The sequence below is a fragment of the Streptomyces sp. NPDC091649 genome, from assembly GCF_044756785.1.
Taxonomy (GTDB): domain Bacteria; phylum Actinomycetota; class Actinomycetes; order Streptomycetales; family Streptomycetaceae; genus Streptomyces.
This window is the reverse complement of sequence record NZ_JBIVTR010000013.1, coordinates 104550-119018: the sequence shown is the minus strand read 5'-3', so window position 1 is coordinate 119018 and position 14469 is coordinate 104550. Positions and strand designations below refer to the sequence as shown.

Annotated in this window: 14 protein-coding genes; 10 read left to right on the top strand and 4 right to left on the bottom strand. The window is 74.4% G+C overall.

Features of this window, described 5'->3' with window-relative positions; translation table 11 throughout:
- Positions 1-156: 156 nt before the first annotated feature.
- Positions 157-1437 carry a hypothetical protein gene (locus ACIQMU_RS22070; protein WP_402689530.1) on the top strand — a complete coding sequence of 427 codons (1281 nt, stop codon included), beginning with the start codon at positions 157-159 and terminating at the stop codon, positions 1435-1437.
- Positions 1438-1458: 21 nt separating this feature from the next.
- On the opposite strand, the gene ACIQMU_RS22065 is transcribed toward ACIQMU_RS22070, so the two are convergent.
- Together ACIQMU_RS22065 and ACIQMU_RS22060 are read right to left on the bottom strand one after the other, a co-directional pair.
- On the bottom strand, positions 1459-2601 hold the full coding sequence (locus ACIQMU_RS22065) for an NADH-quinone oxidoreductase subunit D (protein ID WP_352242780.1): 1143 nt from the start codon (positions 2599-2601) through the stop codon (positions 1459-1461).
- A gap of 155 nt (positions 2602-2756) precedes the next feature.
- Entirely contained in the window at positions 2757-3764 is a 1008-nt protein-coding gene (locus ACIQMU_RS22060) for an SAM-dependent methyltransferase (RefSeq protein ID WP_402689508.1), read from the bottom strand.
- Positions 3765-3860: 96 nt separating this feature from the next.
- On the opposite strand from ACIQMU_RS22060, the gene ACIQMU_RS22055 reads away from it, so the two are divergent.
- Both ACIQMU_RS22055 and ACIQMU_RS22050 read left to right on the top strand, forming a co-directional pair.
- Positions 3861-5063, top strand: coding sequence for a sensor histidine kinase (locus ACIQMU_RS22055; RefSeq protein ID WP_402689507.1), 1203 nt, complete (start codon positions 3861-3863; stop codon positions 5061-5063).
- Positions 5064-5118: 55 nt separating this feature from the next.
- Positions 5119-5799 (top strand): response regulator transcription factor, encoded by a 681-nt coding sequence (locus ACIQMU_RS22050; protein WP_356726073.1) that lies wholly within the window; start codon positions 5119-5121, stop codon positions 5797-5799.
- A gap of 8 nt (positions 5800-5807) precedes the next feature.
- Here the strand turns inward: ACIQMU_RS22050 and ACIQMU_RS22045 are convergent, their stop codons facing one another.
- Positions 5808-6920, bottom strand: coding sequence for a DUF5937 family protein (locus ACIQMU_RS22045; RefSeq protein ID WP_352242838.1), 1113 nt, complete (start codon positions 6918-6920; stop codon positions 5808-5810).
- 104 nt (positions 6921-7024) lie between these two features.
- Between ACIQMU_RS22045 and ACIQMU_RS22040 the strand changes: the two genes are divergently transcribed.
- Positions 7025-7198: a hypothetical protein gene (locus tag ACIQMU_RS22040; RefSeq protein WP_352242776.1), complete on the top strand. Its 174-nt coding sequence runs from the start codon at positions 7025-7027 to the stop codon at positions 7196-7198.
- Positions 7199-7374: 176 nt separating this feature from the next.
- On the opposite strand, the gene ACIQMU_RS22035 is transcribed toward ACIQMU_RS22040, so the two are convergent.
- Positions 7375-8523, bottom strand: coding sequence for a threonine aldolase family protein (locus tag ACIQMU_RS22035; protein ID WP_402689506.1), 1149 nt, complete (start codon positions 8521-8523; stop codon positions 7375-7377).
- 226 nt (positions 8524-8749) lie between these two features.
- Between ACIQMU_RS22035 and ACIQMU_RS22030 the strand changes: the two genes are divergently transcribed.
- From ACIQMU_RS22030 to ACIQMU_RS22005, 6 genes are read left to right on the top strand one after another with little or no spacing between them, the layout of a single operon-like run.
- Positions 8750-9700 (top strand): DUF2520 domain-containing protein, encoded by a 951-nt coding sequence (locus tag ACIQMU_RS22030; protein WP_352242774.1) that lies wholly within the window; start codon positions 8750-8752, stop codon positions 9698-9700.
- Positions 9701-9734: 34 nt separating this feature from the next.
- The gene (gene panC / locus ACIQMU_RS22025; RefSeq protein ID WP_402689505.1) at positions 9735-10784 is read left to right on the top strand and encodes a pantoate--beta-alanine ligase; all 1050 of its coding nucleotides are present in this window, start codon (positions 9735-9737) and stop codon (positions 10782-10784) included.
- Positions 10781-12475, top strand: a complete 1695-nt coding sequence (locus ACIQMU_RS22020) for an L-aspartate oxidase (RefSeq protein WP_352242772.1) — start codon at positions 10781-10783, stop codon at positions 12473-12475. The genes panC and ACIQMU_RS22020 overlap by 4 nt, the downstream gene beginning before the upstream one ends.
- Complete coding sequence (locus tag ACIQMU_RS22015; RefSeq protein WP_352242771.1) at positions 12472-12597, top strand: hypothetical protein; 126 nt, start codon at positions 12472-12474, stop codon at positions 12595-12597. The genes ACIQMU_RS22020 and ACIQMU_RS22015 overlap by 4 nt, the downstream gene beginning before the upstream one ends.
- Positions 12594-13649: a carboxylating nicotinate-nucleotide diphosphorylase gene (gene nadC, locus ACIQMU_RS22010; protein ID WP_352242770.1), complete on the top strand. Its 1056-nt coding sequence runs from the start codon at positions 12594-12596 to the stop codon at positions 13647-13649. The genes ACIQMU_RS22015 and nadC overlap by 4 nt, the downstream gene beginning before the upstream one ends.
- Complete coding sequence (locus tag ACIQMU_RS22005) at positions 13649-14446, top strand: type III pantothenate kinase (RefSeq protein WP_352242769.1); 798 nt, start codon at positions 13649-13651, stop codon at positions 14444-14446. Before nadC ends, ACIQMU_RS22005 begins: the two co-directional genes overlap by 1 nt.
- Positions 14447-14469: the final 23 nt, after the last annotated feature.

Here is a 14469-nt window from a genome sequence, read left to right as displayed (position 1 = left end):
GGATTTTGGGGTCCGTGAGGTAACCGGCGGGGAACAGATTGCCGGGCGGCCCCCCAAGCGGCCCGTACGCACGGTAAATTTCAGGCCATGCCACGTGGACGCCACCGCCATTCGCCGCCCCTCCACAGAATCCTGCCCCCCTCCGTGGTGGCGGGAGTGTCGGTCGTCGGTGCCGCCGGCGCCTGGCTGCTGGCCGAACCCCTGGCCCTGCGCGGTCTGGTGGCGGCCGTGGCTGCCGCCGCCGTCACCGGCGCGTATCTGATGCGCAGCTGGGACCGGGCGGCGGGGCTGCGGGTCGCGGAGCTGACGCGGGCCCGTGCCGGTGACGCGTGGCGGGCCGAGGAACGGATAGCCGAGCTGGAGCAGGATCTGGAGGAGTCGCGCGAGCTGCGCACCCGCCTGGAGACCAAGCTCCGCCGCAAGCGGGTGGAGCTCGCCGGGCTGCGCGGGGAGCACGCCGGGCTGCTGCGCCGCTACGCCAACGCCGAGACGGAGCGGGCCAGTGCGCTGGAGGGCCGCAGGCGGCTCGCCGTCGAGGCCGCGGCCCCCCGGGAGCTGCTGCCCGCGCGGTCCACGCCCACTCCCGAGTCGTACCGGCGCGCGGACGAGGCCCTGATGAACCTCACGCGCAACGCGGTGCTCCAGGCGGCGCGCCGCACGGCGGAGTCCGCCCGGCGGCGCGAGCCCGTCGAAGACCCGCAGGGGCGGGACCCGGAGGCGGAGGGCCCGGCGGGGAAGCACGCGGCGGCGACCGGTGTGGACCGGCGGCCGGACCACCACCGCAGCCCCTCGGCCGCCCCGCCCGCCCCGGCCCCGAACCCTCCGGCTGCCGCCCCTCCGGCTCCGCACGCGTACGTTCCCGCCCTCGGCGCCCGGAAGCCTGCCGCCCCGTCCCCGGAGCCGCAGGCCCCCGGCGTGCCCGACCTCGCCGAAGCCCCGGCCCCGCCGAGCGCGAAGTCCCCGGCCTCCATCGCACCGGTGCGGGTGCCGCGCGCGATCGCGGCCGCCTCGGCCGTCGCCCCGTACGCCGCGCGCCGGAACTCCGCCCCCCAGGGCAACTTCGACTACTTCGGCACCCAGAGCACCCCGAGCACCCAGAGCACCCCGAGCGCCCCGAGCACCCAGAGCACCCCGAGCACCCAGAGCACCCCGAGTGCCCAGAACGCGCAGAGCACCCGGAACGCGCAGAGCACCCGGAACGCGCTGAGCGACCAGCACGCACAGGGCGACCAGAGCCCCCCGGGCGGCCGGGAGGCGAACGCCGCGATCGAGTCCGTGCAGAACGAGGACCTCGCGGACGTCGTCGGTGAGGAGGCGCTCGCCGCACACCGCACGGGAGCTGTCGACCACCGCGCCGTCGGCAAGGTCATCGACCTCACCGCGCACGACGAGACCGAGCCGATCGACGTGGCACGCCTGCGCGGCGCGGTCTCCTGAAGGACGGAGACCTCCCGCCCGCTATTTGTCGATGTCGCCGACCACGAAGAACAGCGAGCCCAGGATCGCCACCATGTCGGCGACCAGAGTGCCCGGCAGAAGTTCGGTGAGCGCCTGGATGTTGTTGAACGAGGCGGAGCGCAGCTTCAGCCGGTAGGGCGTCTTCTCGCCCTTGGACACCAGATAGTAGCCGTTGACGCCGAGCGGGTTCTCCGTCCAGGCGTAGGTGTGGCCCTCGGGTGCCTTGAGCACCTTGGGCAGCCGCTGGTTGATCGGCCCCGGCGCCAGGTGGTCCATCCGGTCCAGGCAGGCGTCCGCCAGGTCCAGGGCTCCCAGGGTCTGCTCCAGCAGGCACTCGAAGCGGGCCAGGCAGTCGCCCTCGGTCCGGGTGACGACCTTCAGGGTGTCCTGAAGCTCCCCGTACGCGAGGTACGGCTCGTCGCGCCGCAGGTCGAAGTCGACGCCCGAGGCACGGGCGATCGGCCCCGACACCCCGTACGCGTGCACCGCGGCGGCGGACAGCACGCCCACGCCGCGCGTACGGCCCCGGAAGATCTCGTTGCCGAGGACGAGGTTCTCGTACACGTCCATGCGGGAGCGGACGGAGGCGACGGCGTCGCGGACCCGGCCGGCCCAGCCCGCCGGGACGTCCTCCTTGAGCCCGCCGACCCGGTTGAACATGTAGTGCATCCGCCCGCCGGAGACCTCCTCCATCACGGCCTGGAGCTCCTCGCGCTCGCGGAACGCGTGGAAGACCGGGGTGATGCCGCCGAGTTCGAGGGGGTAGGAGCCGAGGAACATGAGGTGGTTGAGGACCCGGTTCAGCTCGGCGAGCAGCGTCCGCGTCCACACCGCGCGCTCGGGGACCTCCATGCCGAGCATCCGCTCGACGGCCATCACGACGCCCAGCTCGTTCGAGAACGCGGAGAGCCAGTCGTGGCGGTTGGCGAGCATGATGATCTGCCGGTAGTCGCGCGCCTCGAACAGCTTCTCCGCGCCCCGGTGCATATAGCCGATGACCGGTTCCGCGTGCTGGACGCGCTCGCCGTCCAGCACGATCCGCAGCCGGAGAACCCCGTGCGTCGAGGGGTGCTGGGGGCCGATGTTCAGCACCATGTCGGTGCTCTCCGCCGCTCCGCCGATGCCGATCGTCGTCTCCGTCATGCGGGACAGTATTCCCTGCGCCCGTTCGCCGGGCGGCACATCCCTGCGCCCGTTCGCCGGGCGGCACATCCCTGCGCCCGTTCGCCGGGCGGCACATCCCCGCGCCCGTTCGCCGGGCGGCACATCCCCGCGCCCGTTCGCCGGGCGGCGCCTCGTCACCGGCCGCGTTCGGGGCCCACCCGGTGCAGCAGCCAGCCGAAGTCGCCGAGGCCGCCGCGGGCGGTCAGCTCCGCCGCCTCGCCCGCCGCCGCCAGGGCCCGTACGTAGCCCGCCGGATCGGTGGCGGCCAGGCTGAGCGGCGGCCGGTCGCCACTGACCCCCAGCCGGTGCAGCGCCGCCCGCTGGCCGGTCAGGTCCGTGCGCCCCTCCGCGCCGGGCCCGGTCCCCGCCACCGCCGCCGCGCAGGCGTCCAGCGCCACATGCGCGGTCAGGTCGCAGGAGCCGTCCGGCACCGGGCGCACCTCCCGCCCGCCCTGGAAGCCCGTCAGCGTCCCGAAGGGCGGCCGGGCGCCCCGTACGTGGGCGTAGTCCACCGCCACCGCGAGCCCGGCGGCCAGGGAGCCGGCCGCCCGCGCCCAGGCAGCGTCGCGGGTCCGGCCGATCTCGGCCCGCTCGCCCGGTGCGGACAGCGGCCACCAGCGCTCCAGCCACGCCGCGTCCGCCCCGCCCACCACATCGCCCAGCCGCTCCGCACCGTCCGAGGTCCGCACCTGTACGTACCGGGGGACGCCGTCCGCGTCGGCCTCCGCGACCTCGGCCGGAACGTTGTCCAGCCACTCGTTGGCGAACAGCAGCCCGGTGACTCCCGCGGGCGGCTCCGCGCACCACTCGATCCGGGGGTCCAGCCCCGCGGGCCGGGCGGCGACCTCGACGGCGTACGCGGTCACCTCCAGCTCCTTGGGCAGTGCGGCCAGCACTCCGGTCAGCAGCTCGCCCCGCCCCGCCCCGACGTCGACCAGCGCGACCGTGCCGGTGTCCAGTTCCCGCGCGGTCCGGGCCAGCAGCCGGGCCACGGCCGCCGCGAAGAGGGGCGAGGCGTGGACCGACGTACGGAAGTGGCCCGCCGGCCCCTCCGGGCTCCGCAGCGGGCTGCGATAAAAGCCCTCATCTCCGTACAGAGCGGTCTGAGCCGCCTCCCGCCACCCACGCCACTCGTCCATCACGTAGGCAAGTCTCCACCTTGGGGAGTACGGTCCCAGGACCTGGATCGGCCCTTCGGTTGACCCGGGCACCGATCCGCTGTCCCTACGCTGGGTAACGTGCAGCGCCTCTACGATTTCATCCGCAGACACCCGACGGGCGTCGACGTCTTCTGGGCCGTCTTCCTCCTCGGGCTCTCCGGCATGTCGATGGTGTCGGGCATGTACGACGCGGGGCGCGAGGAGATCGTGGCCGTTCCGGTCGCGCTGGGCCTGTCCACCGTGGTGGCGCTGCGCCGCAGGGCCCCGGAGAAGATGCTGCTGCTCGCCATCCTGGTGGGCGTCGCGCAGCTGGCGTTCGACGTCCGTCCGGGCGTCGGGAACTTCGCGATGCTGGTGATCACCTACACAGTCGCCACGGTCGGGGAGCGCTGGGCGTCCCGGCTGGCCCTGGTCTGCAGCCTGAGCGCGGCGGCCCTGTCCCAGCTGCGGTGGGAGGCCGAGCCCGGGGCGTCCTGGCCCCAGGTGGTCTTCGTGACGATCATCATGACCGTGCCGTTCGTGCTGGCCTGGGTGCTCGGGGACTCGCTGCGGACCCGGCGCGCCTACTTCGACCAGCTGGAGGAGCGCGCCGCCCGCCTGGAGCGGGAGCGCGAGGCGCAGTCGAAGGTCGCCGTCGCCGCCGAGCGGGCCCGGATCGCCCGCGAGCTGCACGACGTCGTCGCGCACAACGTGTCCGTGATGGTCGTCCAGGCCGACGGCGCCGCCTACGTCATGGACGCCGCTCCCGACCAGGCCCGCCAGGCCCTGGAGACCATCTCCGGCACCGGCCGACAGGCGCTCGCGGAGATGCGCCGACTGCTCGGGGTGCTGCGGACCGGTGACGCCCCGGAGGGCGGGGAGTACGTCCCCCAGCCCGACGTGGAGCAGATCGAGGACCTGGTCGAGCAGGTGCGGCAGACCGGCCTGGAGGTCGACTTCAAGGTCGAGGGCACCCCCCGCCCGCTGCCCAGCGGCGTGGAGCTGACCGCGTACCGCGTCGTGCAGGAGGCTTTGACGAACACCCGCAAGCACGGCGGACCCGACGCCGGGGCCAGCGTCCGGCTGGTCTACTTCGACGACGGTCTCGGGCTGCTGATCGAGGACGACGGCCGGGGCGCGGCGCACGAGCTGTACGAGGACGGCGGCGCGGACGGCGCCGGGCACGGGATGATCGGGATGCGGGAGAGGGTCGGCATGGTCGGAGGCACCCTCGACGCCGGGCCCCGGCCCGGCGGCGGTTTCCGGATCAGCGCCCTGCTGCCGCTCAAGCCCCCGGGCTGACCCGCCCCCGCCGTGTACGACCCCACGACCGACCCAGGAACAGGACACGAATCCCATGACCCCGGCCATCCGCGTGATGCTCGTCGACGACCAGGTTCTGCTGCGGACCGGCTTCCGCATGGTGCTGGCCGCCCAGCCCGACATGGAAGTCGTGGCCGAAGCCGGGGACGGGGCGGAGGCGATCGAGATTCTGCGGACCACCGCCGTCGACGTGGTCCTGATGGACGTCCGTATGCCCCGGCTGGACGGCGTCGAGGCGACCCGCCGCATCTGCGCGCAGCAGGACCCGCCGAAGGTGCTCATCCTGACCACCTTCGACCTCGACGAGTACGCCTTCTCCGGCCTCAAGGCGGGGGCCAGCGGCTTCATGCTCAAGGACGTGCCGCCCGCCGAGCTGCTGGCCGCGATCCGTTCGGTGCACAGCGGCGACGCGGTCGTCGCCCCGTCCACCACCCGCCGACTGCTGGACCGGTTCTCACCGATGCTGCCCAGCGGCACGAAGGAGCCGAAGAACAAGCACGTCAGCAAGCTCACCGAGCGCGAGCGGGAAGTCATGCTCCTGGTCGCCCAGGGCCTGTCGAACGGGGAGATCGCGGCCCGCCTGGTGCTCTCCGAGGCCACGGTCAAGACGCACGTCGGCCGCATCCTCACCAAGCTGAACCTCCGCGACCGGGTCCAGGTCGTCGTCCTCGCCTACGAGACCGGCCTGGTCCGGGCCGGCGGCAGCCCGGGCTGAGGATCGGTTCAGCGCAGGACGCCTTCGAGGAAGTCGCTGCCGAGCCGGGCCACGACCGTCAGGTCCAGTTGGTGCAGGACATAACGGCCGCGGCGGCGCGTCGTGACCAGGCCGGCCTTCTTGAGCACGGACAGGTGGCGGGAGACCTCGGGCGAGGTGATGCCGTGGGAGTCGGCCAGCTCGCCGGTGGTGTACGGGGAACGGGCCAGGTTGCGGCAGAGCCGCATCCGCATCGGGTGGGCCAGCGCCTCCAGGCGCAGCTGGAGCAGCTCCACGGAGGCGGGCGCCGGCAGGTCGGGCAGGTGGACCGGGTAGTGGATCACCGGCCGCCAGCCCGGGGCGTGCAGGACCATCAGGTGCGGCCAGCCGAAGCTGGTGGGGACGAGCGTGAGGCCCCTGCCGACGCCCGGGTCGACGGCGGTGGTCCGGCCCTCGGACAGTTTGTCGACGTTGATGCGCCCAGCGGCCTCGTCCAGCGTGACGGCGGCCGACACCGCGCCGATCGCTTCGGCCAGCCCCTTGCGCCGCAGCAGATCCGTCTTGTGCCGGGCGTCGGCGACCAGCTGAACGGAGACCCGGCGCCAGGTGTCGGCGAAGAACGCCTGGTCGCAGTCCTCGAAGAGGCGCCGGACCCAGCCGCGTACCGAGGCGGGGTCGGCCAGCAGCCGCTGGGTGAAGTCCATCTGCCGCGGTCCGCGTGCCGCAGCCAGGTCCAGGGCGCGGGCGCGCATCGCCGCGTCGCCCAGCGGTGAGGGCGCCCCGGCGCCGTAGTGGCTGGCGCAGGTGAACTCCAGGGCGGAGGCGACGAACCGCTCGTCGTCCAGCTTGTCCAGCAGGTCCAGGTCCTCCGCGAGCGTCGCCCCGGTCCTGCCGTCGCCGCCCCGGATTCCGGAGAACGGCATGAACACGTCGGAGAAGGTGTTCCGCCAGAGGAACTCCGCCTCCAGCATCCGGTCCGCGAGATCGGGCTCCAGGGCACTCGCGGTCGCGGTGGCCCAGCCGTTTATCCCCGGATGGTGGCCGGGCTCGGACAGCGCATGCAGGGCGAGGCCCAGTTCGGCCAGGGGCGACGTCGCGAAAACGACGCTGTCGGCGGGCAGGCCCGCGATGTCTATGTGCACGCTCACCCCTCCATAGTGGGGGTGCGCGCGGGGGCCGTCGTCCCATTTGACGGGGGCCGTCAATCAACGCGCGCCGCCGCCGCGACCTGCGCAGGCTGGGTCGTATGGACGCCATCCAGCAGCACATGCTCGACACGTACCGCGCGGCCCGGCTGTCGGAGCCCGCGCCCCCGCCGCCGGGCCGGCACGACCGCTCCGTCCTGCGCGGCCTGTACCGGCACTGGTTCGCCCACCCGCCGGCGGGCCGCCCCGGCACAGCCCGCCCGTCCGGCGTCTGAGGCCGGCCCCCGGGCGCCCGAGGACGGGCCGCCGCCCGGCAGGGCCCTCGACGCGGGCAGCCCCGCTCCCCCGGCAGGCGGCCCGGGCCTACCGCGCCAGAGACACGCGGCCCAGGGCCTGCCGCTCCTCGGCAGGCGGCCCGGGCCTACCGCTCCTTTCGGCCCGCGGCCCGGGCCTACCGCGCCAGATGGCCGACGAACTCCGCCACCGCCTCCCGTACGTCCTCGGCCGTCCACTCCAGTCCGTCCGCCGCCACCGTCACCTCGGTGAACGAGACCCCGGGCGGCGCGGCCGCACTCGTGGACCACCGCTTGAAGAGCGTCACGCCGCTCTCCTCGGCCTGCCGCACCGACGCCTCGTCCAGCACCTCGGCGTCGTACGGCAGCCAGACCTGGAACTGGTGCGTGTGCGGCGGCTCCGGACGCACCCGGAACCACGGCACCCCCGACGCCGCGAACCCCTCCGCCAGCGCCCCGGCCACCACCTTCGCGTGCGCCACGAACGCGGGCAGCCTCGGCAGCTCCCGCTGGAGGCCCAGCAGCGCCGACAGCGCCGCCGGATACTGCTGGAAGACCTGGCCCCCGTACCGGTGGCGCCACACCCGGGCCTCCTCCACGAGTGTCGACGGGCCTGCCAGCACCGCCCCGGACAGCCCGCCCAGGGACTTGTAGAACGACACGTACACGCTGTCCGCCAGGGCGGCGATCTCCGACAGCTCCCGCCCGAAGTGCGGGCCGCATTCCCACAGCCGCGCCCCGTCGAAGTGGACCACCGCGTCCCGCTCCCGGGCCGCCTCCACCACCGCCGTCAGCTCCTCCCAGGACGGCAGCGCGAAACCGGCGTCCCGCAGCGGCAGCTCCAGCATCAGCGTGCCGAACGGCTCGGGGAACTCCCGGACCTCCGCCGCGCTCGGAAGTTCCGGCCCGGACGTCGGATGCACCGTCCGCAGCCCGCTCACCGCGCCCAGCGCACCGCCCTCGTGCAACTCCGGGTGCGACAGGGGGTGCAGCGCCACCGTCGCGTCGCCCGTCCGCCCCGCCCAGCACCGCAGTGCGACCTGCTGGGCCATCGTCCCGGTCGGGAAGAACGCCGCCGCCTCCATGCCCAGCAGATCGGCCGCCCGCCGCTCCAGATCGGCGACGACCCCGTCGCCGTACACATCGGGGCAGTCCTCGGGATCGTGTACGGAAGGGGCGTCGGCGGCCAGCGCCGCCAGCTGTTCGCCCAGCGTGCCGTCCGCGCCCGTCCGGGCCAGCACCCGTCGTGATCCCCGCCACGCGCGCAGCCTGCGCCGCCGCTGCTCCTGCTCGTCCATCGTCGCCATGGGACGATCATCACCCGGACCTCCGTCAGCACGCCCGCCGATTTCCGTCCTTCCGGGCTTCGGCTCGGAGCGCGGTCCGGGCCGCGGCGCGGAGTTCCGCCGGAGTCCGGTCCGAAAAGTTATCCACAGGCTGTGGGCGGTGGGGGAGCTCCGCCGAAACGCTGGCGTAGCATGCAGAGAAATCGTCCGGTACCCCCCGCGGACTGGAACGGAAGGCCATCGCCGCGTGAACGCATCAGTTTCGAAGGAACCCCTCGACGCGAGGGACCGCCCCGCCCGGCTCACGGTCGGCGTCGTCGGCGCGGGCCGGGTCGGCCCCGCCCTCGCCGCCTCCCTGAAGCTCGCCGGGCACCGCCCGGTCGCCGTGTCCGGCGTCTCCGCCGCCTCCCGGCGCCGCGCCGCCGAGCTGCTCCCCGACGTGCCCCTGGTGGAGCCCGCCGAGGTGCTGGCACGGGCTGAGCTGGTCCTGCTGACCGTCCCCGACGACGTGCTGCCCACACTGGTCGAGGGCCTCGTCGGGACCGGCGCCGTACGCCCGGGCCAGTTGCTCGTCCACACCTCCGGGCGGTACGGGACGAGGGTGCTCGACCCCGCCCTGCGGGCCGGAGCCCTGCCGCTGGCGCTGCATCCCGCGATGACGTTCACCGGCACCGCCGTCGACGTCCAGCGGCTCGCGGGCTGCTCCTTCGGTGTCACCGCCCCCGAGGAGCTGCGGCTGGCCGCCGAGGCCCTGGTCATCGAGATGGGCGGCGAGCCGGAGTGGATCGCCGAGGAGTCCCGCCCGCTGTACCACGCGGCCCTCGCCCTCGGCGCGAACCACCTGGTCACCCTGGTCGCCCAGTCGATGGAACTGCTGGCCAAGGCCGGGGTCACCGCCCCGGACCGGATGCTCGGCCCGCTGCTCGGCGCGGCTTTGGACAACGCCCTGCGCTCCGGCGACGCCGCCCTGACCGGCCCGGTCGCCCGGGGGGACGCGGGCACGGTCGCCGCCCACATCGGCGAACTGCGCGAGCACGCCCCGCAGGCGGTGGCCGGATATCTGGCGATGGCCCGTGCCACCGCCGACCGGGCCCTCGCCCACGGCCTGCTCAAGGCCGAGCTGGCCGAGGACCTGCTGGTCGCCCTGGCCGACCAGGAGCGCCGCCCCGGTGACCCCGGCCCGGGGAAGACGCCATGACGACCACCAGCCGTACGGGACCGGGAGTGACCCGATGACGACCATCAGCCGCACCGGGAAGGGGGGCCCCGCCGCCCCGGCCCCCGCCCTTCTGCGCACCGCCGCCGAGCTGGACGCGCTGCCCCGCCCCGCCGGGGCCGAGCGGGCCGTCGTCATGACGATGGGCGCGCTCCACGCGGGCCACGCCGCCCTCGTCCGTGCCGCCCGCGCGGCGGCCGGCCGGGACGGCCAGGTCGTGGTCACCGTCTTCGTGAACCCGCTCCAGTTCGGCGAGGCCGCCGACCTGGACCGCTATCCGCGCACCCTGGACGCCGACCTGGAGATCGCCGCGGCGGCCGGGGCGGACGCGGTCTTCGCCCCCGGCGTGGACGAGGTCTACCCCGGCGGCGAACCCCAGGTCCGCATCTCCGCGGGTCCCATGGGAGAACGCCTCGAAGGCGCGGCGCGCCCCGGACACTTCGACGGAATGCTCACCGTCGTCGCCAAACTCCTCCACCTCACCCGCCCCGACGAGGCGTTCTACGGGCAGAAGGACGCCCAGCAGCTCGCCCTGATCCGCCGCATGGTCCGCGACCTGAATTTCGGCGTCCGCGTCACCGGCGTCCCCATCGTCCGGGACGCGGACGGCCTCGCGCTCTCCAGCCGCAACCGCTTCCTGTCCGCCGAGGAGCGGCGCTCCGCGCTCGCTCTGCCCCGCGCCCTGTTCGCGGCCCGCGACCGGCTCGCCGCCCAGCAGGCCCTGCACGAGCGGGCCAGGGCCACCGCACCCGGCGGCGACCGGGCCGCCGGCCTCAACCGGCTCGGCGAGGCCCGCGCCGCCGCCGACGCCCAAGCCGTGGCGCTGGTTCGGCCGGGCGGGGCGCCCGCGGCCGTCAGGGCCGCCGCGCGATCGGTCCTGGACGAGGCCGCCGCCCGGAACAGGCCGCCGCTCGCCCTGGACTACCTGGCCCTGGTGGACCCGGCGGACTTCACCGAGATCCCGGACGACCGCGAGAGCGGGGAGGCGATCCTCGCCGTCGCGGCCCGGGTCGGAGACACCCGCCTCATCGACAACATCCCCCTCACCTTCGGAGCCCTGACGTGACCGGAATACGGCTGACCGCCCCCGCCCCCGGCTGGGCCATCGACGCGGACGTCGTGGTGGTCGGCTCCGGCGTCGCCGGACTCACCACGGCGCTGCGCTGCGCCGCCGCCGGCCTGGACACCGTCGTGGTCACCAAGGCCCGCCTCGACGACGGCTCGACCCGCTGGGCCCAGGGCGGCATCGCCGCCGCGCTCGGCGAGGGCGACACCCCCGAGCAGCACCTCGACGACACCCTCGTCGCGGGCGCGGGCCTCTGCGACGAGGAGGCCGTGCGCACCCTGGTCACCGAGGGCCCCGACGCCGTACGCCGGCTGATCAACACCGGCGCGCACTTCGACACCACGGACAGCGGCGACATCGCGCTGACCCGTGAGGGCGGTCACCACCGCCGCCGCATCGCCCACGCGGGCGGCGACGCGACCGGCGCGGAGATCTCCCGCGCCCTGGTCGGGGCGGTCCGCGGGGCCGCCCTGCACACCATCGAGAACGCCCTGGTCCTGGACCTGCTCACGGACTTCGAAGGCCGTACGGCGGGTGTCTCGCTGCACGTCATGGGCGAGGGCCAGCACGACGGCGTCGGCGCGGTCCGGGCCCCCTCGGTCGTCCTCGCCACCGGCGGCATGGGCCAGGTCTTCTCCGCCACCACCAACCCCTCCGTCTCCACCGGCGACGGGGTGGCGCTGGCGCTGCGGGCCGGGGCGGAGGTCTCCGACCTGGAGTTCGTCCAGTTCCACCCGACGGTCCTGTTCCTCGGCGCGGACTCCGAGGGCCAGCAGCCGCTGGTCTCCGAGGCCGTACGCGGCGAGGGCGCCCATCTCGTCGACGGCGACGGCGTCCGCTTCATGCTCGGGCAGCACGAGCTGGCCGAGCTGGCCCCCCGCGACATCGTCGCCAAGGCCATCACCCGCCGGATGCACGAGCACGGCGCCGAGCACATGTACCTGGACGCCCGGCACTTCGGGGCCAGCATGTGGGAGCAGCGCTTCCCCACCATTTTGGCCGCCTGCCGGGCCCACGGCATCGAGCCGGTCACCGAGCCGATCCCGGTCGCCCCGGCCGCGCACTACGCCTCCGGCGGCGTCCGCACCGACCTGCGGGGCCGCACCACGGTCCCCGGTCTGTACGCCTGCGGCGAGGTCGCGTGCACCGGTGTGCACGGGGCCAACCGCCTCGCGTCCAACTCCCTCCTGGAGGGCCTGGTCTTCGCCGAGCGCATCGCCGCCGACATCGCCGAGGTCCGCCCGCCCCGCACCGAACCGGCCGAGCGCCCCGCGGCCTCCGGCGACACCGCCGAAGGGCCCGTCGCACTGCTGGCCCCCGAGGCCCGTACGGCGATCCAGCGCACCATGACCCGGGGCGCCGGAGTCCTGCGCTCCGCCGACAGCCTGGCCGCCGCCGCCCGCGAGCTGGAGGGCCTGCACCGCGACGCCGCCGGAGCGGGCGGCGCCAAGGCGGTCGTCCCCGGGGTCGACGCCTGGGAGGCGACCAACCTGCTGCTGGTCTCCCGGGTCCTGGTCGCCGCCGCCCGGGAACGCGAGGAGACCCGCGGCTGCCACTGGCGCGAGGACCGGCCCGACCGCGACGACGCCCATGGCCGCAACCACCTGGTCGTCCGCATCGCCCCGGACCGCACCCCGGTCGTCGACCGCACGGAGTCCGCCGCATTCCCGCCCGTACGCGCCTCGCATTGAGCAGACTGCTGGAAGCAGCCGTACCGCCGGCCACCACCGGCGGCACCGGCACACCGGCCGTACGAGTCCGCACCAGCCGCAACCGCACCACCCGCCACGCCCCCGAGGAGCCGTCACCGTGAGCACGCCCGAAGAGAATCCGCGCCCCACGCCCGTGGACGTACCGCTGATCCGGGTCGGCGCGCCCGCACCGTCCGCACCCGACGAAGGCTGCGGCGACGCCTGCGGCTGCGGCGACGACGGATTCGACCCCGACGCCCTGGAGTGCGGCCTGGACCCCGCGCTCGCCCTGCTGCTGGCTCAGGCCGGGCTCGACCCCGTCCAGGTCGAGGACGTCGCCCATGTGGCGATCGAGGAGGACCTCGACGGCGGGGTGGACGTCACGACCGTGGCGACCGTCCCCGAGGACGCGGTGGTCACCGGTGACTTCACCGCCCGCGAGGCGGGCGTGGTCGCCGGGCTCCGGGTCGCGGAGGCGGTCCTGTCGATCGTCTGCACCGAGGAGTTCGAGGTCGAGCGGCACGTCGAGGACGGCGACCGGATCGTCCCCGGACAGAAGCTGCTGACCGTCACCACCCGCACCCGCGACCTGCTGACCGGCGAGCGCAGCGCGCTGAACCTGCTCTGCCGCCTCTCGGGCATCGCGACCGCCACCCGCGCCTGGGCGGACGTGCTGGAGGGGTCCGGGGCCAAGGTCCGCGACACCCGCAAGACGACGGCGGGCCTGCGCGCGCTGGAGAAGTACGCGGTGCGCTGCGGCGGCGGCGTCAACCACCGGATGTCGCTCTCCGACGCGGCCCTGGTCAAGGACAACCACGTCATCGCCGCGGGCGGCGTCGCGGAGGCGTTCCGGCGGGTCCGCGAGGAGTTCCCCGAGCTTCCCGTCGAGGTCGAGGTCGACACGATGGAGCAGGTCCGCGAGGTGCTGGACGCGGGCGTCGACCTGATCCTGCTGGACAACTTCACCCCGGCCGAGACCGCCGAGGCCGTCGCCCTGGTCGCCGGCCGGGCGGTTCTGGAGTCCTCCGGCCGTCTCACCCTCGACTCGGCCCGCGCCTACGCCGACGCGGGCGTCGACTACCTCGCGGTCGGGGCGCTCACCCACTCCTCGCCGATCCTCGACATCGGCCTGGACTTCCGCGACGCGTCCATCACCGACGGAGCCGACGCCTGATGCTGCTCACCATCGACGTCGGCAACACGCACACGGTCCTCGGCCTCTTCGACGGCGAGGAGATCGTCGAGCACTGGCGGATCTCCACCGACGCCCGCCGCACCGCCGACGAGCTGGCCGTCCTGCTCCAGGGTCTGATGGGCATGCACCCGCTGCTCGGCATGGAGCTGGGCGACGGCATCGAGGGCATCGCGATCTGCGCCACCGTCCCCTCGGTCCTGCACGAACTGCGCGAGGTCACCCGCCGCTACTACGGCGACGTCCCCGCCGTGCTGGTGGAGCCCGGGGTCAGGACGGGCGTGCCGATCCTCATGGACAACCCCAAGGAGGTCGGCGCGGACCGCATCATCAACGCGGTCGCCGCCGTCGAGCTGTACGGGGGCCCGGCGATCGTCGTCGACTTCGGCACCGCCACCACGTTCGACGCGGTCTCCCCGCGCGGCGAGTACGCGGGCGGGGTGATCGCCCCGGGCATCGAGATCTCGGTCGAGGCACTCGGCGTCAGGGGCGCCCAGCTCCGCAAGATCGAGCTGGCCCGGCCGCGCAGTGTGATCGGCAAGAACACCGTCGAGGCCATGCAGTCCGGCATCGTCTACGGCTTCGCGGGCCAGGTCGACGGGGTGGTGGCCCGGATGAAGAAGGAGCTGGCCGCCGACCCGGACGACGTCACCGTCATCGCGACGGGCGGCCTTGCTCCGATGGTGTTGGGGGAGTCCTCGGTCATCGACGAGCACGAGCCGTGGCTGACGCTCATCGGGCTGCGCCTGGTGTACGAGCGGAACGCGCCCCGGTCGTAGGGAGGGACGGGCCGGAGCCCGGT